This window comes from Weissella thailandensis, assembly GCF_001932615.1.
GTDB lineage: Bacteria > Bacillota > Bacilli > Lactobacillales > Lactobacillaceae > Weissella > Weissella thailandensis.
Window position 1 is genome coordinate 1,050,061 of record NZ_CP014332.1, and the last position, 22,535, is coordinate 1,072,595.

Here is a 22,535-nt window from a genome sequence, read left to right on the forward strand (position 1 = left end):
TGTTACTATTGCGCGACTTTTGTTATAATGACAAAGATAAAGTTTAATTATAGGAGTATGTCATGGCTTTTAATTATCCCAATGGACATTCCTTTAACGGCAAATCTTTCAAACAACCAAGAGTAAGCCAAGGTGTTTCGCAAAGTAAGCGAGGAATGTCATTAGAGGCTGATATAAATGCTGCGAATAGCTACTACTTAACAACTGGACAAGCGGTCATCCATAAGAAACCAACGCCTATTCGAATTGTTAATGTGAATTATCCGGCTCGTTCTGCAGCTAAAATTACAGAAGCATATTTTAGTCAAGCTTCAACAACAGATTACAATGGCATCTACAAAGGATATTATATTGATTTTGATGCTAAGGAAACAAGTCATAAACGTTCGTTTCCTTTAAATAATATCCATGACCATCAAGTCAAACATTTGAAAGCCATTGCTGCACAACATGGATTAGCATTTATGATAATTAGATTTTCAGTTTTAAAAGAAACTTACGTTGTGTGGGCAGACCTTATTTTCCAATACTGGGATAATCAGGCTACTGGTAGAAAGTCTATTCCATATGAAACGATTGTTAAATCAGGTGAGTTGATTGAGCAAAGAATCAGCCCGACTACCCCTTATTTAGCGGCAGTGGATAAACTTCTTGCACGACGTGAACAAAAAGGAGATAACTTAGTATGACAGAAGAGATGTCACGTGTTGAACGGGGACGTAACAGCACGAAAAATAATAAACGGCCATCTCAGCCAAATCCTAAAAAGTCTGGTTCCAAATGGAAGCGTATTTTAAAGTATACATTTTGGACGATAGTTATTTTAATTGTAGTTGGTGGCTTTGTGGGTGCCGGACTATTTGCATATTATGCTTCTTCGGCTCCTAAAGTTACTAATTCTGCGCTAGTTGGTACATCACAAACGAAATTCTTAGATAAAGATGGTGATGTCTTCTATTCAACAGGATCAAAACGAGAAACGGCAAAGCAAAATGAAATTCCAAAGAAGATGCGTATGGCAGTTGTTTCAATTGAGGACCGTCGTTTTTACAAGCATCATGGTGTAGACCCTCGTCGTATTTTGGGTGCTGCCTTTGCTAACGTGACAGGTTCTTCCTTAGGTCTCCAAGGTGGATCAACGTTAACGCAACAATTAATTAAATTGACGGTATTTTCAACTAATTCTAGTGATCAAACGTTTAAGCGTAAAGCACAAGAAGCTTGGTTGGCTACTAAATTAGAGAAACAATATTCGAAAAATCAGATACTAACCCTCTATATGAATAAGGTATATATGGGTAACGGTGTATACGGCATGAAAACCGCTGCGGAATATTACTTTAATAAGGATATTTCTGAATTGACAGTACCACAGATGGCATTACTTGCGGGACTACCTCAGTCACCATCCGGTTATGACCCCTACTCTAATCCTAAGGGTGCCACTTCTCGTCGTAACGATGTACTAAAAGCTATGGCAAATAATGATGTCATTTCTCAGTCAGATGCCACAAAATATAGTCAGACATCGATTAAAACCGGTTTGACTTCTGATCATGATACAGTTGATTCAGAAAGTGAAGATGCCAAGGTTGATGATGCGTATATTACATCTGTACGAAACAAGTTGAGTAGCTTAGGTTACGACTTAAATAAAGATGGCTTAGTCGTACAAACTAATCTAGATTCTGATGTGCAACAACGGGCATACGATGTTGCTAATACAGATGATTATGTGGCATGGAAAGACGATTTGATGCAAGTAGGCTTGACTGTAACCAATCCAAACAATGGCCAAGTGATGGCGCAAATTGGTGGTCGTAAGCAAAATGGTCTCCAGGGTTCAAACCGTGCAACGAATACAAATCGTTCATCGGGATCAACAGCTAAGCCATTGGTTGATTACGGACCAGCAGTCGAAAACTTGAGTTGGTCAACTAACCATTCTGTTGATGACTCAGCATATACGTATCCTGGTACCAATACACCAGTCTACGATGCTGATCGTTCTTATCTTGGTAAGATAACCATGCGTAAGGCACTTGCCCAATCACGAAACATACCAGCTATCAAGACATTGCAAGAAGTTGGCTATGACAATTCTTCTGCATTTCTAAAGAAACTAGGAATTCCGATTAATAGTGATAAATTAGTTGCTTCAAGTGCTATTGGTATTGATGTATCAAGTGAGCAAGAAGCTGCCGCCTTTTCTGCTTTTGGTAATGGTGGTGAGTATTATAAGCCACAATATATCTCAAAGATTACTGATCAGAGTGGTGCTGTAAAAGAGTTTAAAAATTCAGGCAGTACAGCGATGAAATCATCAACTGCATTTATGTTGACGAACATGATGAAGTCAGTAATTACGGATTCATATGCTAAGATTATTAACACGTCTGATTATGCGCAAGCTGGTAAAACTGGTGTTACAGCCTATGATGATTCATTGAACATGCCAGACAAATCTGCTTCAGACGCTTGGTTTACTGGTTTTACCAAGACGGCTGCAATTTCCGTTTGGACAGGTTACGATGAACCTAATGAAGAAGGACATTCATTAGCATCTGGTGAGCAACAGTTTACCCCTCTTCGTGTATACAAGGCATTAATGGATTACATTATGTCTGGTGCTGGTGCAGATGGTTCTGATTGGGACATGCCAGATACGGTAAAGAGTTCAACCGTTAATGGTGTCAAAGAGTATTCAGTTGTTGGTGCAGATACTTCTTCGGAAAAGACAATTAACCAAGCGGTTAGAAAGTCCTCATCAAGGTCTACACCATCAAGAAGTTCATCTAGTGCGCAACCAAGCAGTAGTTCAGAGGAATCAACACCTAGTTCCGAAGAACCAAGTAGTAGTTCAGAAGAATCAGAGGAATCAGAAACAACGGAGTCTTCTGATGATCAAACTTCTTCTTCTGAAGAGCCAGAAAGCAGTAGTACTTCTGAAGAACCAAGTGAGTCAAGTGAATCAAGCCAACCATCCACAGACAATGGTGGCGGAGATAACGCGCAATAAGAATAATTTAAAAATATGAACTTACGTTAATAGACTGACGTAAAGTTTGAAAGACTTAACTGGTCGGAAAAGTTTCAGTATTAAACTGAAATATTTCCGACCAGTTTTTATTTTGTAACCAAATAAAAAGTCCCGTAAGTTTAGGAAATTACGCTAACTTACGGGACCAGTTCAATATTTGTGTTTATGAACAATTTTTTATTTAAATTTATTCCAATCAACATTTAAAATGTCAACATTTGTCGGGATATCAACAACTTCATCATCTTGTAATTGTTTGTACTGTCGGTGTTGTTGCCTCTCATTTTTAATATCATTGAGAGAGTGATAATTCTTTTTTTGCCACGAAACAAGAATGGTTTCAATATATCTTAAGTTGAGTGCTGCATTCAAAACGGCTTCTTGAACAGCAGCTTTAATAAATTTTGGATCAAAATGGTCAATGTCAAACCATTGTTTGATAGTTTCCATTTCAATTTGACTTAAAGGCCGTCCAAATTCTTGTTCAATCAAATTATAAATATCTGCCCGTTCTGTTTGTTCCTTCTCCAAATTAGGCATACCTTGATTAGCAACACGTTCATTAGCACTATTACCACCTGATTTTATATTTAATAAGGCAATATATAACGGATTAAAGTCTAATTCAGTAGTCACTTTTCCATCACTGGCATGACGACTCTTGAAGTTCACTAACCCCTTTTTACGCATCGAATCTAAATATGAAAAAACCTTTTTAGCTGGCCAACCAATCGCTTGGCTAATCAATTCAGTACTAGGTTCGCGATTACCTTGATCGATACCCACCTTAGTTTGGATATATACAAGCAATTCTTCATTGTTCATACCGATTTCTCGGTAATGTAAGAGTAGAAAATTATCTAATGTCGTATGACCATTATTTAAAAATGCTAATACGTTATCTTGATCAACTGTCATTTTTGTCGGCCACCTTTTCATAAATATCAATTATAAGCATAACATAGTCAAAAGTCACAATGAATACTGAGTTTCATAGTGTATTAAAATATCAGAACAAACAAAAACCGCCACAAACATTGATTTAACAACATTCATAGCGGTCTAACAGTATTTATATTTAGTTTATGGCCATAGACGGTTCATAGTACGTGGGAACGGAATTGCTTCACGAATATGCTCTTCACCAGTAATCCAAGTGACTGCACGTTCGAGACCTAGACCGAATCCTGAATGTGGTACAGAACCATACTTTCGTAAGTCTAGATACCAAGAATATTCTTCAACATCGAGTCCTTGTTCTTTAACTCGCTTCTCCAGGTAATCAAAGTCAGTATCACGCTCTGACCCACCAATGATTTCACCGTAGCCCTCTGGTGCTAGTAAATCAGCTGAAATAACAACGTCATCACGATCAGGGTGTCGCTTCATGTAGAATGCCTTGATTTCCTTAGGGAAGTTCGTGATAAAGACAGGCTTAGCAAAATGATTAGCTAAGAAAGTTTCCTCAGGAGAACCAAAATCAACACCCCATTTTACATCGAAGGCATTTTCTTGCAATAGTTCAACGGCATCATCGTAAGATACACGTGGATATGGTAATTGTGTATATGACTTTAGTAAGTCTTTATCACGACCAAGTAGGTCCAATTCATACTCATTCCGATCCAACACTGATTGGATTAGGTATGAAATATAACGCTCTTGTATCTTAAGTGAATCTTCTTGGTCCATCCAAGCCATTTCTGGTTCAATCATCCAGAATTCAGTTAAATGGCGACGTGTTTTAGATTTTTCAGCTCTAAACGTTGGACCGAAGGTAAATACACGACCGAAAGCCATCGCACCAGCCTCTGCATACAACTGACCTGTTTGAGATAGATAAGCATCTTCATCAAAATACTCAGTATGGAACAGTTCGGTTGTTCCCTCAGGAGCTGAGCCAGTCAAAAGTGGTGAGTCGATTTTAATGAATCCTTCTTTATTAAAGAACTCATAAGTTGCGGCAATCAATGTATTTCGAATGCGCAGTACTGCAAATGGTTGGATATGACGCAGATAAAGATGACGATGATCCATCAAGAAATCTGTTCCATGTTCCTTAGGTGTGATTGGATAATTTTCTGAAGCGCCAACGACTGTAAGATCCTTAACCTGTAACTCGTATCCAAATGGTGAGCGTTCATCGGCAACGATTGTTCCGATCAAGTACATGCTCGTTTCCTGTGAAAGTGCTTTTGCCTTAGCAAAAATCTCCTCCCCAACTACAGATTTAACAACAACTCCTTGAAAAAAAGCCGTTCCGTCACGTAATTGCAAAAATTGCATTTTACCTGATCCACGTTTGTTTCTTAACCAGGCACCTAGACGTACCTCTTGGCCAACATAATTTTTCGCGTCTTCAATGCGAATTGTCTCCATCGTTTTGAGCTCCCTTATTATTTATTTTTATAAATGACGAATTGACTGAACTTGTTTACCATCTGAGAACTGATAAGTAATGAAGTTTAAATTATCGTCCTTATCAACAAAAGTTAATTGCCAAACTGGCACTTTTTTATAAAGTGCTAAGCCAATGCTTGTTATCTTTTTCGGATGCAATTGCTTGTTTAGTAAGTTTCTAACTTGTTTTTCAGATAAACCATCCGTCATGTTAATAGTTGTTAGTTTATCCGATTTTCCTTGAACAATAACACCGATTTTCTGATTCTTTTTATTTTCTCCAACAGCACTGTAGTAAACTTTCTGTCTAGAGATACGATAAAATTTTGATACTGTAGTCAACTTGCCTGATTGCTTTGCAATTTTTGTGACACGGTCTTTTGCTGTATCAACAGGTTTCTGTGCTTCACCTAATACTGATACACCAATCAAAATAATGACTAAAAATATCAGAATACCAAGTAACCAGCGTCGAAGCCGCTTACCACGGCGTCCGTGTACCGTTGAGCGCATCTCCATATTACTAAGCTCCTTTGCTGTGAATAGTTTCTGCCCACTGTAAAAATAAACCACTTACTACTTTACCAAAATTCGCCGTCTTATTAAAGATATTTATGATGTGTATCAAAGAAATCTTTTAGTTCTTGTACTATTTCAGAATCTTTTAATTCTTTTTGTGGCAAGTTTGATGGCAACATTTTTCGTAATGTCTTTCCATATGATTTAGTCAAAATACGTGCATCATATATAATGACCGCACCGTAGTCCGTAGGTGTTCGAATTAACCTACCGATGCCTTGGCGTAATCTCAAAACTGCTTTAGGTAAAGTGCTTTGGTAGAACGGATGTTTACCTTCTGAACTTATGACTGCCTCTTCTGCTTTTTGTAATACTGTATTGGGACGATCAAATGGTAGCCGAGCAATAACGAGCAGTCGCAGCTGATCACCAGGTAAATCGATACCCTCCCAAAAACTTGCAGCACCCAGTACGACAAGTCCGTCTTCAGACTGCATTCGCTTTTTTATTTTATCACGGGTACCCGTAATTCCTTGAGCTAATAACGTTAGTGAACTACGTTGAAATTTTTGATTTGATTGTATTTGAGTATAGACTTGCTGGATAGTGTCTAACGAATTAAACAAAACAAGTGTGTTTTGATTGACAGAGGTTGTGATATCTACTAATTGCCTTGCTAGATAATTTGAAAAATCTTTACTGGTTGGCAAGGGTGCGTTTTTCACCATAATTAAATCAGCTTGATTTTTAAAATCAAAAATATCAGGATAATGACGTACTGTGGCCGTTTCTTTATCCAAATTTAAACGATCATATAAATATCCAGATTTTGTTGATGTGAATAACGTTGCCCCAATAATTGTGGGTGACATAAAATGTGGATAAACTTGTTCTTCGAAATAATTCAACGTGTGTAACAATCCCCCACTCAATTTTAGGTTACTGCTATCGTGACTTTGCGTTTCTGTTATCCAAAAAATGCTTGCATCTGGAAAATCGACTAAATCCTGCTGGAAGGTGGTTAGTTGTTTTTCATACTGACTAATGTTATCTAACAACCGTCGAAAATCAGCTAGTTGTTGCCGCTCTCCTAATGAGAACACCCCTTTTGCGTCACTGAATTGGGTCAACAATGATTGCAATGAGTCTTCAAGATTAAAAACAGCTTTGTGGATACTTTTAACATGATTAGCCTGATCGACCCAAAATTGTGCAAAATCATTGTTCGACAAGGCTATTTCATAACTGCTTTGTGTTGCAGGTGCTTTTTTGTTTAGTAAAAAGCGACGGTATAGAGAGACTTGTATTTGTGGTATTTCAGCTGACAGTGTTTCTAAAGAACGTAGTAGACGGTTTTTTAGCTGTTCACCACCAATTATGTGTCGCAAAATGTCGCCAATAGCAGGTTTGGCATCTTGCAGGATTAAATTAATAGCAGTTTGCACGCGGGCAAGCCAAGTCTGGATTGGTAATTGATGACGACTTTGATTTAAAACAGCGCCTGGCAAATTTTGTGCTTCATCAATAACGAGATAAGGCTTGTTTTGCGAAGTACCTAATTCGTTGGCATACTCTGCTAAATAATTGTGATTAACAATTAAAAATTGTGCATTTTCTGCAAGCACATACTGTCGCTCAAAAAATTCATAACCATAGAACGGTGAACCTGTCGGATTGTTGGCATTCTGAGATAACTTTGCAATAAATTTATCTTGCGCATTCATTAAATGCAATTCATCGAAATCTCCTCTAACTGTTTCTGTTAACCAAACCAAAATTTGGGCTTTGATAAATTGTAATGAGGTTGTTCCTTCATCAATTTGTAGTGAACGTTTAAAACTCTGTAAATTCAAATATTGTCGACGTCCTTTGAGGCTAACAGCACGGACTTCAAACGGTAGAATATCATGCAGTGTTGAATTGACGGTTTCCGTCACTTGCGTTTGGAGTGTGATAGTTGGCTCTGTAACAATTACTTTCTTTTGGGTTTGATTAGCAAGATAAGCAAATGGTAGTAAGAAGCCTATCGTCTTCCCCATACCGGTTGGTGCTTCAGCTATAAAGGCTGATTCACCAGGATTTTCTGATAATGAATCGCTAGTATAATGCTTATTAATAGCATTCATTAATTTTGCTTGTTGTTCTCGATAGACTAACTTTTTACCATATAATTGTTGCTTAGCTGCTCGTTTTGCCGGATAAGCCATATTGGACTTACTTACCAGTGGCTCTGGATTGCTAAAACGTCGAATTGCTAAACCATCAATGACTTGTAATTGTTTTGGTAGTGGCTCCCGCAACGTCTTTGCTTTGAAAAGTGCCTTTTCGAACACAATTTTTGTGTTCTGAGGTAATACTAACGGTAAATCGGCCAGTGACTGTAGCGTGACCATTGGTAATTTTTCGAGGCGCGTAAAAATTTCAACCAGTAGCGTACCTGTAGCTAAAGCGTCACTATCTGCTTGATGTGGCCGTCCATGTGTTAATGATAAGTAGGACGTCAGGTCAACCAATCGAAATCCCGGTGCAGTTGGCCAAACAATTTGGCTCAGCGTGACAGTATCGATGGCTATAACGTCTAAAGCGGGCATACCAACCCGCTGAAATTCTGCGTTCAAAAATGGTAAATCAAAATTGACATTATGGGCAACAAAAATAGTACCAGATAACATCGTATGAATTGATTCAGCAACATCTTCAAATGCAGGCGCTCCCATTACCATTTCTGAATCAATACCTGTTAGTTGGACAACATTACGAGGAATAGACTCATGAGGATTTATTAGTGTTGAAAATTGATTAATTATTTTGTTGTTTTGTACGAACGCTATCGCAATTTGAATAATGCGACCTGATTCGCTCGTTGTACGGGTTGTTTCTAGATCGACAACCGCATAGATGTCCTTATTTAGCATCGAGACGTACCACGACTTTCTCTTAGTAATCTTATGTAGATTATAGCATATTAATCTAATGAAATTTAGATAGACTGTCACTATGTGATTTTCTAAACATATAAAACATATCAAAGATTAACTGTTAAGAATATTTTAAAACTAACGATTATAATAATTTTTAAGTTTGGAATCGTAATATCTAGGGTGTAATTAATCACTTAATTTGGTATGATTAAGAAAGCTAAAATAAAGAATAGAATGGATTGGTAATTTCAAAGTGAAAAAACCAGGAATTGGCGTAAGCCATGCCAAAGTTATTTTACTTGGCGAACATGCGGTCGTTTACGGCCAGCCAGCTATTGCACTTCCTTTAACGGATTTGGCAATGACTGTGAAAATCGAATCACGTGAAGCCGGACAAGTTGTATTGTCAAAGGCCTATCAGGGACCATTAGTAGCAATGGCCGAAGTCTACGAAGGTATTCGCCAACTTATTAATCGGTTATTGAAGCATTTTAGAGCAGATGAAATGCCCTTTACAATGACAATTACTTCAAATATTCCTCAAGAACGTGGAATGGGCTCATCAGCGGCAACGGCAATTGCCATTGTTCGAGCATTTTTTAATTTTTTTGATGAGCCATTACCCAAGCAAGATTTGCAACGTTGGGCAAGTATTGAAGAGTCTATTACACATGGATCACCTTCTGGCTTAGATACTGCTACAGCAGCACATGATGAAGCGGTTTGGTTTATTAAAGGGCAACAACCTGAAAAGATTGATATGTCACTAGATGGTACGCTAATTTTAGCTGATACTGGTATTCAAGGACAAACTGGATTAGCTATTTCAGTTGTTCGTGAAAATTTGACAAATGACCCTGAAACTGGACAACACCATATTGATCAAATTGGTGAAATCGCTAAAAGTACGCGAACAGCAATTGCTGAAAATAACTTAGTTAAAATAGGTAATTATATGAATGAAGCGCAAAGCCATTTATCTGCCCTAGGTATTTCTCATCCAAAATTAGATGAACTTATTAATGCGGCACGTCATGCAGGTGCTCTCGGAGCCAAATTAACTGGTGGCGGTGTTGGTGGCACTATGATTGCGCTTACGACGAATGGTGAGCAAACCACTCGCGTAATTAAGGCGTTAGAAGATGCTGGTGCACAAGAAGTTTGGACACAAAATTATACCAATAACAAATAGTTTGAGGAGCATTTATCATGCATTACACTGCTCGGGCGCATACAAATATTGCATTATTAAAGTATTGGGGCAAAGTAGATGAAGCAATTATTACACCTACAACGACTTCAATTTCATTAACTCTAAATGAGTTTTATACAGATACAACTGTCTGGTTTGATAAAACGTTAGCAAGTGATCAATTAGTTCTTGACGGTGAAACGATTTCTGGTACTGCAGCTCAAAAAGTTAGTCGATTTTTAAATATCGTCCGAGATATGGCTGGCTTTAATGATAAAGCGTATATTATTTCTACTAATAATGTCCCTACCGCAGCCGGATTAGCATCATCTGCCTCTGCCTTTGCCGCTTTAGCGGGTGCGGCTAGTAAAGCTGCGGGATTAGATTTAAGTGTGACAGAGTTATCAAGATTAGCGCGTCATGGTTCTGGTTCGGCAACAAGATCAATATTTGGTGGTTTCGCAAATTGGGTGCCTGGTGATGATCGAACCTCGTTCGCAACACCAATATTTGAGAAAGTCGACTGGCCGATTCAATTAATGACGGTGATAATTAACGATCAACCTAAAAAAGTTGGGTCACGTTTAGGGATGCAACATGCCAAAAATACTGCTCCTTTTTACAAGGTATGGGTAAAACTGGCAAATAGTCAGGTAGCTGACATGATTTCAGCAATTCAGCAACATGATTTAGTAAAATTGGGTGAACTTGCCGAAGCAAATGCTTTGCAGATGCATGCTATGAATGCGACGTCTGTTCCCCCTTTCAACTACTTAACTGATAAAAGTTGGCAAGTTATTATGATTGCTCAAGAATTAAGAAACCAAGGCATACCTGTCTATGCAACTATGGATGCAGGACCTAATGTAAAATTAATTTCTCGACCTGAAGATACCTCAATTATAAAGAAAGCACTCACCGACGTCGTGACAAGTTCACAGATTATTATTGCTAGTCCCGGACCGGGAATCAAAGTTACTTCAGGAGATAAAATATGATAGCAACTGCTCAAGCGCCAGGTAAATTATACCTTGCTGGTGAATACGCAATTACTCTACCTAATCAAAGTGCAATTGTTTTTGCCGTTGATAAGTACGTTACAGCCACGGTTGAAGCTCTTGATATTCAGGAAATTCAATTAAATAGTGATCATTTAGGAAAATTTACTGTTTCAGTAGAGCAATTGGAACAAGTGTCTTGTCCAGATGACTGGGAATTGGTTGTACGGACAATTCAAGTACTGTATAAATGCCATATGAATGACGTCAAGAACTTATCTGGTATTAAAGTAACTCTCACAAGTGACCTTACTTTTGAGGGCAAAAAACTAGGATTAGGTTCTTCAGCTGCTGTCGTCATGTCGATTATTAAGGCGTTTCATAAGTTGTTTGATATTAGTATGACTAAGGAACAACAATTTAAACTTGGTGCGATAATTATGTTAAGTCTCCCCCACTTTGATAAGGGTTCAATGGGAGATATAGCTGTCGCAACTTATGGTGGGATAATCGCCTATCGTAAGTTTGATGATAATTTTGTGAAGCAGTTGCTACAACAGCATACTGATTATCAGACAATAGTCAATACATCTTGGCCATATTTAGAAGTTAAACAATTAACTTGGCCTTCAGAATGGCAACTTTTGGTTGGCTGGACTGGGGAAGCCGCCGATACTCAGAAATTGCTTAATGAAGTATCTTCGGAAGAAAAAGCGAAAGCTAAAGAAATGCTAGCGTTAAATACGAAAGACGTGATTGCGGAAATTAGCCTGGGTATCAGTAATAAAGATTATTCGTTAATTGATGCCAACATTTTTTATAATCTAACGTTCTTAATGGATTATACGCAACGTGTGGGTATTAACTATTTGACGGAGAATTTATCAAACGCTATTTTTACAGCCACACTTGTTGGTATCCCAGCAAAGGTTTCAGGAGCTGGTGGTGGCGATAATGTTATCGCTGTCACAGACGATGCTGAAAAAGCTGACCAGCTTCGCCAAAATTGGCGTGATGAAGGAATCATTCCTTTGCCATTAAAAATTGCATCATTAGGAGAATAAAGTATTATGGAATCAGCGCACGCACATCGTAAAGATGAACATCTGGCATTGGCTGAAGCAGAATATCGCAGGCAGCAACCGGTGTCATCATTAGAACAAGTTCGCCTGATTCACCAAAGCTTACCAGAGATAAAAATTAGTGATGTTTCAACAACGATTAGGGATGCAAAATTTAATTTTGCTACCCCTTTTTACATTGAAGCAATGACTGGTGGTAGTACTCGTACCGGTCGAATTAATGAACAACTGGCAGAGGCAGCTAAGGAAACAGGTATCGCAATGGCCGTTGGTTCTCAGAGCGTGGCTTTAAAAGATCCTCATGCTATCGAAACCTTCACCATCGCCCGTAAAGTAAATCCCGATGGATTTATTATGGCCAATATTGGTGCAGGTCATACAGCACGGTCAGCGCAACAAGTTGTTGAGATGATTGGTGCTAATGCCCTTGAAGTCCATGTTAACGTGGCGCAGGAAGTTGTTATGCCCGAGGGTGATCAAAACTTCTTATGGCTTGATAACATCATTGACATTATTCAAACAGTTTCAGTGCCCGTTATTATTAAAGAAGTCGGTTTTGGTATGGACGCGGCAACTATTAAAAAATTGTATAATTGTGGTGCAAAATACGTTAACTTAGGCGGACGCTCAGGTACAAATTTTGCTGTTATTGAAAATCGTCGGTACCGAGATAAAGATTTTAACTATGACTTCCTATATGATTGGGGTCAAACAACGGCCGAAAGTTTATTGGAAGCACAGTCTCTCAAACAAAAACCAACTATTTTTGCAACTGGTGGTATTCAAAACCCATTAGATATACTTAAAGCACAGATATTAGGTGCTAAAGCCGTTGGAATTGCGGGACACTTTCTTCACACAACTCTTCAAGATGGTACAGCTGGTCTAGTCAATGAAATTACACATTGGCAACAGCAATTGACTGAATTGTATGCGCTTGTTGGGGCACGTTCTGCAGATGATTTGGTCAATGTCCCCTATGTTCTCTCAACAGAACTTCAAAATTACAAAAATCAACGGAAATTATAAATTTAACGTTTTGGTAGTGTTTGCAAAGGTTTTCTTAAACCTTTAAAATGAATCTTCAATTTATCTAATCTGTCACCTAATTTACATGCAAAGGCGTAGAATTAAGATATGAAAAATATGTTAACAGAAAGCATTCGTCAAAAAACTGACGAACAAATCATTGACGCAACGCTGACATTGTTGCAAAGTCAATCCTATGACCAACTTGCGGTTACCGAGATCACCCGTAAGGCAGGCGTGTCACGGATGGCTTTCTATCGCCACTTTGGTACAAAAGAAGCAGTCATTAAAGCTATTGTTGTCCAATTAACGCAAGATTTTGAAACAGAGGCTGCTTCATTACCCCTAGATACTAATGAAATTTCACGAGCATTTTTTGGCTTTGTCAAAGCGAATGGTATCGCTATCGCTGTCTTGCTTAATGCTGGTTTACGTGAACAGTTCTACCCACCATTACGTGATATTCTACACGGATTATATGCCGAATTACTGCAAAGTAAGGTTTCTTTCAATCGTTCAATTGATTACGTTTCTGACTTTACTGCATCTGGTATGCTTGCATTAGCTATTCGTTGGATTGCAACTGGTGCCCATGAATCGATTGATCAAATGGTAGAAATCGCCAATGAAATGACAACTGCGCAACATGCAAATATTCAACCATAATAAAAAGACTTGATGAATGTATGCCATCAAGTCTTTTTATTATGTTATTTTCGTTGTTGTTTACCAGCGTTACGACCGCCTTTTGAGTTACTCTGACGCTCTTGCGCTGATTTAGTAATATCCTTACGATCAGCACCCTGTTGTTGCTGTTGCTGTTGTTGCTGCTCTTGAGCAGCTTGCATGGCTTCAGCAAACTTTCCTGTGGGCTTTGACTTAATCTTGCCAGCTAAAGCATCATCAGCGACATCTTTAACTTCAAATGTTTCAGCAACTTGTGCTTTTAGCTTTGGACGCCAAACAATGATAATCAATGTTTGCAAAATCATAACTAATGCACCAGCAAAGAAGTATAGCGCAATACCAGCGTTAGTTACCCAAGTCATGAACAACATCATAATTGGCATAACATACATCATCATTTGCATCTGTTTCTTTTGCTCTGCAGGAATACCAATCATCGATAGATATGCTTGGACACCATATGCAATAGCCGTAGCAATTGCTAGGACAGGCGCATGTGATGAAAGGCTAATACCAAAGAATGACGCATTAGCAATGTCATTAGAAGTTCTAATGGCTGCATATAGACCCATAAATACTGGCCATTGAATAATCAATGTTGCAAAGTTCATACCACCTAGCAAAGAGACATTATTTTCACGATAGATTGTCATCATTGCTTGTGAAGCTAACATTTGTTCTTCTTGCGTTTGCGCATTTTTTTGTGCATCTTGCACCTTTTTTAGTTGTGGTTGCAGTAAACGCATCTTTTCTTGCTGAATCGTGGCATTACGTTGTTGATGTACCATCATTGGTAACAAAATCAATCGTACTACCAAAGTCAAAATAATAATTGACCAGCCAACTGCATTTACTCCCCCAATTGTTGATTCTGACCAGCTCATAAAGTCAGCCAAAGGACCCTTCAGGAAATCTGCGTGTCCCGTAACGAACAAAACGACTAGCACGATTAATAATATTGGTGTTAAACCTTTAATTTTCATGGAGTATGTCATCCTACCTATTTCATTTTTTCAAGTAATAATTATATCACGAAACATAATATATGTTGTAATTCTTTAATTAGTCCTAAAATTTAGGATAAAATTATGAGCTAAATTTATTAATAACTGATTCAATGTCTTTAATAACTAGCGACATCGTACCATCTGGTTTGTTAATAAATTCAACTTTGTTTTTGTCTTGATAAATATCCATTGGAATAGATATTTCAATACCTGAATCAAGTTTAAAACGTTGTAAGCGGTATTTCTTTTCAATTTTCTCAGTGTTTGGCACACTAATATCTGTGTTCAAATGTTTATTATCGATAATCTCTTGATATGCCTGCTGCGCTGAAGTATTCCCGTTAAAGACCGATTCAGCAATCGCAGCAGTATTAATTTCACCATCATCTTGAACAGTATCAAAAATGGAGTTTTGTGTATCCGCTAAGACTTCATGTTCAGGTAGATCAAACTTACCAGCCACTGATTTAACAGCCTGTTTAATCACCTGGATATTATCTTTGGTTGAATTTTCTGGTGAAAGTTGCAAAAACTTTTCTGAAAAATAATTAACACGATGGCCGTCAATCAAATAACGTTTCTCGATTAATCTATAAGTACCAGACATTAAATTAATGATGACACCCTCATCGACTGTCTGAGTAGCAGCCGGTAACACCGCTTGATTTAATACCAGATTATTGATTAACTTATCATCCTGATATTCAACAGCATGCGTGTATCTTGGCGTGAAATTTAATTTCAAGATACCGAAAAAGTCATCTTCTCCTTCTGAAAATTCAACAACTAGTAAATCACCAGCAGGGATCGATTCGCTTGGAGAAATAATATCAAACAACTGTTCAGCTAAGAATGTTGCTTTTTCAGAAAACGAACGTGGGTCGTTATCTGATACAATCGAACCAATTGCATCATTGTCGGTCAATTGACCGACTTTGTAGTCACTATTTCCAAATTTTTCAATTAACTTTTCAATGTATTCATGTAAATTGGGTTGATTTAAATCCAATTCATTTTGAGAAGCAATCAAATTACCGCTATTTTTATCTAAAACGTGTAAAATGACGTGTTTTATAATCATATTAGTTATCCTTCACAATAAAAAAGTAGGTTAAATAGAGATAAGAAATCTTGCTTCTGTCACTATCCTGCCCTACTTTTTTCTTTAATTTTGATCTTTTTGCTTTATTGGTAACGTAATTCTGAAAATTGAACCTTGTCCAATTGCTGATTCAAGTTGAATATGACCACCATAGCCTTCAACCAGTTTTTGAGCAATACTCAACCCCAAACCATTACCACCTTGTTTACGAGATCGTGCTTTATCAACACGATAGAATCTGTCAAAGACATGGCTTGCATCTTCAGGGTTGATTCCTTCACCAAAGTCCTGCACAGCTAGCTCAACAACATTTCCTGAACGAGATGCAGCAAAATGAATTTCTTTGCGTTCCTGACTATATTTCACAGCATTATCCGACAAAATAATCAATATTTGCTCAAGATGATCGCGATTCATGTTAACAATTGTGGGGCCTTTTAAGTCATCATCAATTAGAAATGTGAAATCTGGATGAATCATCTTAAAGTTAGTATAAATACCATTTATCAATTCTTGTGCATCAGTGTCACCATCGCGGAAAGTTAATTCTACTTGGTCAGCACGAGTTAAGTCTAACATCTCAGATACGAGAACTTCCATTCTGCTAATCTCTTTCAACGATGCAGTGATTGACTCATCTAATACCTTTGGATCATCTTTTCCCCAACGGTTTAGTAACTCCATATGACCTTTTACAATGGCAACAGGTGTTCGCAATTCATGAGAAACATCTTCCACGAATTGATGCTGCTGTAAGATAAATCGTTGCATGCGATCTAGCATCGTATTTAACAAATTTGATAGATCGGTTAGTTCGTCAGGTGTACGTTCTTCATTTACCACACGTACCTGAGCTTGTGGGTCACGGTTGATTGTGTCGACGGTCTTTTTGATATTGTCAATTGGCCGTAAGAAGAAACCAGATAACCAGTACCCCCATAATGCTATGAGAAATAGCCCTAATACAATTAGAATGGCGATTATTGCATAGACTCGGTTAAAGGTTTTATGGTAGCCAGTTAAATGATTTTCAACAGTAACGTGCCCGATAATCTGATGATTATCATCACGCAATTCCTCACGACCGACTAACATCTTTACACCTTGAACACGCTCTGTTTTAATAACTCGTTTCTTTGTTTCATGAAACGCTATTTTGGCCCCTTTTTCTGGGTATATTTGGGCACCATTTTCATTGTACACACGGACTGTATAATCTTTTCGAGCAATTTGCTGAAGGACAGGATCGTTGACTACCTGATCAAAATTAGTACTGTCTGGACGTAACAATTTATCAATTTCAGCAGGCAACATCTGAGATTCATTAATGTGTTCTAGTCGATTAGTTACAGCATTTAGCGAACTCGAGACTTGCTGTTTTTCAGTGTCCATCATTTGTGTAGCGAACGCCTGCATCACAAACCATGTAAATATAATAAATATTAAAAAAACACCAGCAACAGATCCGAGCGCCCACTTCCACTTTAAAGAAAGGCCTCTACGTTGTGGTGTTTTTTTAATAACGGATGATTGCCTATCCATTAAAGTCCCTCCAAATTACTGGCGCATAACGTATCCAGTACCACGAACTGTTTGGATATATGATGCTCTTGAATCAGGTTGATCAATTTTGTTACGAAGATAACGGATATAAACATCGACAACGTTAGTCTCGATTTCTGAATCATATCCCCAAACCTTCTTAAGTAACTCTTCACGTGATTGAACAACATTAATGTTTTCCATTAGGATCAACAATAGTTCATATTCACGTTTCGTCAAGTTAATGATTTCATTGCCTCGACGAGCAATACGGTTTTCTTTTTCAACTGTTAAATCACGATAACGAACAACACTTTGATGTGTGCTGTGTTCTTCGGTTTCAATGTCAATGCGACGAAGTAGTGCACGAACACGTGCTAATAGTTCTTCTATTGCAAATGGCTTAACAACATAATCGTCTGCACCATAATCTAATCCTGATACGCGATCAATAACAGAATCACGCGCTGTCATCATGATAATTGGTGTATTTTTTTCTTCACGTAAACGACGAGCAACTTCTAAACCACTTAATTCTGGCAACATTAAGTCAAGCAAAATCAAATCAAAATCATTTGCTAAGGCGATGTCTAACCCACTACGTCCATTATCTTCAACATGGGTATCATATCCCTCATGTTGTAGCTCTAGCTCAACAAAACGAGCCAAGTTTTCTTCATCTTCAATCACAAGCACACTACTCATACGTTATACCTCTGGTTACTTTCTTACAGGCTATCATGTCATTTATTATCCTGACATATTTACTCCAATCATACCATGATTTTCTAATAAATCATAGCTCTTCCCTATTATAATCGACTTTTTGGTGTTTTTGATACAGCAAAAAGATACCGATTGTGATTGGTAGCGTAATGATGACACCTAGTAACGCATACAAAAGTGACAACATTGATGACGTAAATAATTTTGAGTTGATAACTTCAACGAAACTGTACTTCAATTTACTAAACAATACCGCTAAACTCAGAAAGTCTGCTAAAAATCCAAAGAGTACGGTATTAACAGCAGTACCGATTATTTGCTTCCCAAGTATCTGCCCGACATTAATTAATTCTTTATTCTTAAGCGATGGCTTACTATTTAGTAATTCACCAATACCTGTTGCAATGGCAACCGATGCCTCGGCAATTGCACCCAAAGTAGCTAATAGCGCAGCAACTATCCCTAACGTACCAAAGTCAATATTAATTGCTAGCGACAAGCCTTCTAAATCCTCGGAGTTTTCTTCTGAAAAGCCTTGTGCAATTGTGATTTGCTCAGTGGGTAAAATGACAGCTAATAAGATGAACATCACGATAAGACTGGCAATTAGGGCAATTGCAGTCGTTCGTTCATCAGCACTGGCACTTAAAACAGTTACTGTCAATAAGCTGGCACCGCCAATAAGCAGAACCCAGAAAGCATTAAACTGGAAACTGATCAATACGATCATCACGACCATAATTGCAAAACTAATCCACAAGCTAATAAAGACACCAATTCCCTTAATGCCACCGATAGCTAACATTAAGACAAATAAAATAACTGATAACATCATCAAAACACTCATGATTGGATACCTGCCTTTTTTTGTTGTCGTTTATGAAGAATCCAGACCCAAAAAATACCGGCTGGTACTGTTAGAACAATACCAATGGCACTAATTAATGTTTGAATCATCCCCAACGAAAGATTCATCGTATAAGTGAATCCCCAGTTATTACCATTTCTAAGATACAAAACGGCCATCGGAATTTGCTCGGCGATAAAGATTAAGAACAATGTATTACTTAAGGCACCAAAAATCTCTTGACCGACATGACGTCCTGTAACTAGTAATTCCTTTAGTCCCATATTGGGATGTTCACGCTCGACACTGAATAAAGTTGCAATCATGTCTGTTGCTTCATCCATGACGGCACCAAGAACACCAACAAGTGTCATTGATAAGAACATTGGCTGTGGCAACTGAGTAATAAAGGACATCAGTTCAAAATGAAGCCCCTTTCCATTTGTAACATTAAATACTAACACACCGATTAACATCGCGACTGTAGTTGATGTCATTACAGTCAATAGCACAGTCCAGGTTAGGCGATTCTTGGCTCCCATAACAAACATCAGGGTGACTGCCGATGCAATAAGACTAAACAGGATAAATAGCCAAAAAATATTCGCATCCTTCGTTATGAGGTTTAGATATATCGTGATGATGAACAAAGCGACATTTACAAAAAGTGAGATGGTCATCATCATACCAGCTTTTCCTGTCGTAATGAGTAGCACACCAATCACTAAAATTAAAATAGGTATCCAAAAAGTATCCCGCTTAAAGTTTTTTAGTCCCCAAGAGTTTTCTGACTTGGATAGGAATACTTGATCATGGCGATGTAATGGTTGTGTAATGGCCATGGCATCGTCATAAGTATTTTTAAATGAGATACTTTGGTCCTTTTTCTCAGTATTTAATATTTTGACTCGCACACGTTCATCATGCTGCTTAATTTTATTACCATATTGGTCTTGTAGTGTTTGAGACGACAATTGCTTAACACTCGTGACTTCTCCGATGGGCTCTTGATACCAACTTGCATTGTTCCTTAAGAGGAAGAAGCTGGCAACCATTAAAATGAACACAACGAGAAATTTCAGAATAATATGACTTGTGTTCTTTTGTTGCATTAATCAAACTCCCGTCGATTTTCTCCTGCCATTTGCACTTCTTTTGATAGAAACTTAACTCGTTGCATTAACCGTTCTGCTTTAACCGGTTCTGCCCCATCTTTTGTGACAGTAAAATGCTCATTTTCAAGTTGTTGCATAGAGAAATTGGAAGTAAAGAAAGTCGTTAGCTCATTCTGCATACGATACTCTAAAATAACGCCTAAGATATCATCTCGAACCCAAGCAGTTAACGATTCGGCTCCAATATCATCTAGTACAAGAATAGGCACTTGTTTAATCGTATTGATCATCTCTTGTGGTTGTTGGTTCGTACCGATTGCCCCACGAATTTCGACAACAAAGCTTGGTAAATGTACAAGCGTAACCGGAATACCCTCTAGTGCTAACTCATTTGCCATAGCACCCATGAGGTGTGTCTTACCAACACCATATGAGCCATGTATATAAAGGCCTCGATGATAATCATCCGGTGCTTGTGTGTAGTTGTTGATAAAATTTAGCACACCAGTGAGTGCTGCAAGACGTTCCTCATCATTATCAGAAAAATCATCTAGACGTGCCTTTTTAATTAACTTTGGCATACCGATTGATTTAACTAGATGCGCCTGCATACTCATGCGTTGGGCTAAAAGTGTTTCTTCATCTGGCTCATAAATAATGACAATTCGGCCTTCTGCAACTGTTAATGCAGGTGTATATCCTTTGTGTACCACGGGTTTACCGTTTTTGGCATTATTTCGTTGTGAGTAGTATTCATAAAGGACTGCAAAATCACGCGAGATTATTTGACGTGATAGTTTTTCCTTGTATTCATTAAAAAATTGGCGAATTTCTGAGTCCTTAAAAACCTCATGTTGTAAAGCCTCATAGCGGCTATTTAATTGCTTTCGATCCATAAAGTCACGTAAAGCATCCCCCACATTCATTGGAGATGCGTCTGACGTTTCCTTTTCAAAGTCTTTTTCACTCATCGTTTAGTTCTCCTCTGAATTATTTTGCTTACGACGAGCCCTCATTGCTGCTAGCGCTTCGCGTGCTGAAGCAGCATCCGCTTTGGATATTGAAGTACCGTGTTGATTTTCCCAATCAGGTCGTGTTTCTTGCTTACTTGCATTATTTTGACGCGACCACTTTTTAGGTGATTGCTTTGTCTGTCGAGATTGTTGCTTCTTCGATCGACGTTGTAGATATTGTAACGCGCTAAGGGCATCAGTGACATGATTTTGTGACCAATCATTCACAAGGGTTTGTAAAATCGTTTTATTTAACGTTGTTTTCTTCTCAATAACCGTTAATTCGTATAATACGATGTTGAGTACCTCAGATGTCACAATGTTCATTTTCGCAATATCTGAAATAGCCTTCACCTCATTATCAGCTACAAACCCATTATCTTTTTGCCGCATATTCTTTAGGAATTGTAGCGGTGACATAGTTTGCGCAGTGTGAATCAAACGTGTAGCCGGATCGTCGTCATTACTTTGCGGTTGTTCCGCTGTGCCTGGCTGAGGATTTGTTTCAACAGTCTTTGCTCTAATCTGTGATTGTTTAAAGTTACCCTCTAACGCCCTTTTGATAGCAACTAAATCAATTTGTTTATTTGGTGATGTTGTTGCCTGGATAACTCTAACTAGTTCAAGATCAGATAGCCCATATAATGTTTTTTGAATCATTAAATCAACTTCATTATCACGTAACGTTCTTTGCTTGATACCATATGATTGCAACATATCTGCCATTAGTCCTAAATTCAAAGGTTGCGCAGCCTCACGAATATCATGTGGCAATTTTTTATCATGATCAGCCATTGTTAAAGGTGCATGATTACGATGAATAAAGTTTTCCTGACCTACTAAGTCAAAGAATGTCTTTGATACATTGTCACCAGAAATTTGACGTGACTCTGGTAATTCGTCTGTTACTAAGTCATTGAACAACTCATCACCCAGATAATGCGCTAAGAGACTAGAAAGCAAGGCATCAGATAGGAAAGTCCGCACTGCCATGGGTGGAAAAAGCTGATAAACCCATTGCGTGCCAAAATTAGTCGTCTGTTTATATGATCGAACTAATCCCATCCCCTCTAACTTACTACGAGCAACCATAAATGATTGTTGACTCATTGCTAATTGATCTAAAAGATCAACGTGTCTATTTTTGGCTTCTGTTGTTTCACCAACAGTTCCCCATGCTAAATAAAGGGTATATGCGTCACGACCAATTATTGGTAAGTAAACCTTAGTTAATGACCGTACAGCTGTCATATCAATTGATTCATCATATATTAATCGATAGCGCTGCTGTATAGAAAAATCTGCCATGATTCAC

19 protein-coding genes are annotated in these 22,535 nt (G+C 38.0%); 7 read left to right on the plus strand and 12 right to left on the minus strand.

The features are described 5' to 3' along the window. Positions 1-62: 62 nt before the first annotated feature. Complete coding sequence (gene recU / locus FOL01_RS05100; RefSeq protein WP_075269657.1) at positions 63-689, plus strand: Holliday junction resolvase RecU; 627 nt, start codon at positions 63-65, stop codon at positions 687-689. Next, complete coding sequence (locus FOL01_RS05105) at positions 686-3,019, plus strand: PBP1A family penicillin-binding protein (protein WP_075269658.1); 2,334 nt, start codon at positions 686-688, stop codon at positions 3,017-3,019. The genes recU and FOL01_RS05105 overlap by 4 nt, the downstream gene beginning before the upstream one ends. A 198-nt stretch (positions 3,020-3,217) precedes the next feature. On the opposite strand, the gene FOL01_RS05110 is transcribed toward FOL01_RS05105, so the two are convergent. The 4 genes from FOL01_RS05110 to FOL01_RS05125 form a co-directional block, all read right to left on the minus strand. Further along, positions 3,218-3,958 (minus strand): DnaD domain-containing protein, encoded by a 741-nt coding sequence (locus FOL01_RS05110; RefSeq protein ID WP_075269659.1) that lies wholly within the window; start codon positions 3,956-3,958, stop codon positions 3,218-3,220. A 165-nt stretch (positions 3,959-4,123) separates the two neighbouring features. Next, positions 4,124-5,419, minus strand: a complete 1,296-nt coding sequence (asnS, locus tag FOL01_RS05115) for an asparagine--tRNA ligase (RefSeq protein WP_075269660.1) — start codon at positions 5,417-5,419, stop codon at positions 4,124-4,126. A 27-nt stretch (positions 5,420-5,446) separates the two neighbouring features. Further along, the gene (locus tag FOL01_RS05120) at positions 5,447-5,959 is read right to left on the minus strand and encodes a cell wall elongation regulator TseB-like domain-containing protein (protein ID WP_075269661.1); all 513 of its coding nucleotides are present in this window, start codon (positions 5,957-5,959) and stop codon (positions 5,447-5,449) included. Between the two features lie 83 nt (positions 5,960-6,042). Further along, positions 6,043-8,874: an ATP-dependent DNA helicase DinG, 3'-5' exoribonuclease type gene (locus FOL01_RS05125; protein ID WP_075269662.1), complete on the minus strand. Its 2,832-nt coding sequence runs from the start codon at positions 8,872-8,874 to the stop codon at positions 6,043-6,045. Between the two features lie 259 nt (positions 8,875-9,133). Here FOL01_RS05125 and mvk point away from each other — a divergent pair, with 259 nt between their 5' ends. The 5 genes from mvk (at position 9,134) to FOL01_RS05150 (ending at position 13,847) form a co-directional block, all read left to right on the plus strand. Beyond that, positions 9,134-10,072, plus strand: a complete 939-nt coding sequence (gene mvk, locus FOL01_RS05130; RefSeq protein WP_075269663.1) for a mevalonate kinase — start codon at positions 9,134-9,136, stop codon at positions 10,070-10,072. A 17-nt stretch (positions 10,073-10,089) separates the two neighbouring features. Beyond that, positions 10,090-11,070 carry a diphosphomevalonate decarboxylase gene (gene mvaD, locus FOL01_RS05135; RefSeq protein WP_075269664.1) on the plus strand — a complete coding sequence of 327 codons (981 nt, stop codon included), beginning with the start codon at positions 10,090-10,092 and terminating at the stop codon, positions 11,068-11,070. Further along, the gene (locus tag FOL01_RS05140; protein WP_083603441.1) at positions 11,067-12,134 is read left to right on the plus strand and encodes a phosphomevalonate kinase; all 1,068 of its coding nucleotides are present in this window, start codon (positions 11,067-11,069) and stop codon (positions 12,132-12,134) included. The genes mvaD and FOL01_RS05140 overlap by 4 nt, the downstream gene beginning before the upstream one ends. Before the next feature lie 6 nt (positions 12,135-12,140). Then, positions 12,141-13,181: a type 2 isopentenyl-diphosphate Delta-isomerase gene (gene fni / locus FOL01_RS05145; RefSeq protein WP_075269665.1), complete on the plus strand. Its 1,041-nt coding sequence runs from the start codon at positions 12,141-12,143 to the stop codon at positions 13,179-13,181. 108 nt (positions 13,182-13,289) lie between these two features. Continuing rightward, the gene (locus tag FOL01_RS05150) at positions 13,290-13,847 is read left to right on the plus strand and encodes a TetR/AcrR family transcriptional regulator (protein WP_237342611.1); all 558 of its coding nucleotides are present in this window, start codon (positions 13,290-13,292) and stop codon (positions 13,845-13,847) included. A gap of 44 nt (positions 13,848-13,891) precedes the next feature. On the opposite strand, the gene yidC is transcribed toward FOL01_RS05150, so the two are convergent. From yidC to FOL01_RS05190, 8 genes are all read right to left on the minus strand, one after another. After that, on the minus strand, positions 13,892-14,851 hold the full coding sequence (gene yidC / locus FOL01_RS05155) for a membrane protein insertase YidC (RefSeq protein ID WP_075269666.1): 960 nt from the start codon (positions 14,849-14,851) through the stop codon (positions 13,892-13,894). A 103-nt stretch (positions 14,852-14,954) separates the two neighbouring features. Continuing rightward, on the minus strand, positions 14,955-15,956 hold the full coding sequence (locus tag FOL01_RS05160) for a nucleoid-associated protein (RefSeq protein ID WP_075269667.1): 1,002 nt from the start codon (positions 15,954-15,956) through the stop codon (positions 14,955-14,957). Between the two features lie 84 nt (positions 15,957-16,040). Next, the gene (locus tag FOL01_RS05165; RefSeq protein WP_075269668.1) at positions 16,041-17,519 is read right to left on the minus strand and encodes a HAMP domain-containing sensor histidine kinase; all 1,479 of its coding nucleotides are present in this window, start codon (positions 17,517-17,519) and stop codon (positions 16,041-16,043) included. 15 nt (positions 17,520-17,534) lie between these two features. After that, positions 17,535-18,224, minus strand: coding sequence for a response regulator transcription factor (locus FOL01_RS05170; RefSeq protein ID WP_075269669.1), 690 nt, complete (start codon positions 18,222-18,224; stop codon positions 17,535-17,537). Between the two features lie 91 nt (positions 18,225-18,315). Then, the gene (locus tag FOL01_RS05175) at positions 18,316-19,092 is read right to left on the minus strand and encodes a YibE/F family protein (RefSeq protein WP_075269670.1); all 777 of its coding nucleotides are present in this window, start codon (positions 19,090-19,092) and stop codon (positions 18,316-18,318) included. Continuing rightward, a complete protein-coding gene (locus FOL01_RS05180) occupies positions 19,089-20,204 on the minus strand; it encodes a YibE/F family protein (protein ID WP_075269671.1) in 1,116 nt (371 codons plus the stop codon). Before FOL01_RS05180 ends, FOL01_RS05175 begins: the two co-directional genes overlap by 4 nt. Next, on the minus strand, positions 20,204-21,178 hold the full coding sequence (gene dnaI, locus FOL01_RS05185; protein WP_075269672.1) for a primosomal protein DnaI: 975 nt from the start codon (positions 21,176-21,178) through the stop codon (positions 20,204-20,206). The genes FOL01_RS05180 and dnaI overlap by 1 nt, the downstream gene beginning before the upstream one ends. A gap of 3 nt (positions 21,179-21,181) precedes the next feature. After that, positions 21,182-22,528 carry a replication initiation and membrane attachment family protein gene (locus tag FOL01_RS05190; protein WP_075269673.1) on the minus strand — a complete coding sequence of 449 codons (1,347 nt, stop codon included), beginning with the start codon at positions 22,526-22,528 and terminating at the stop codon, positions 21,182-21,184. Between the last annotated feature and the right edge of the window lie 7 nt (positions 22,529-22,535).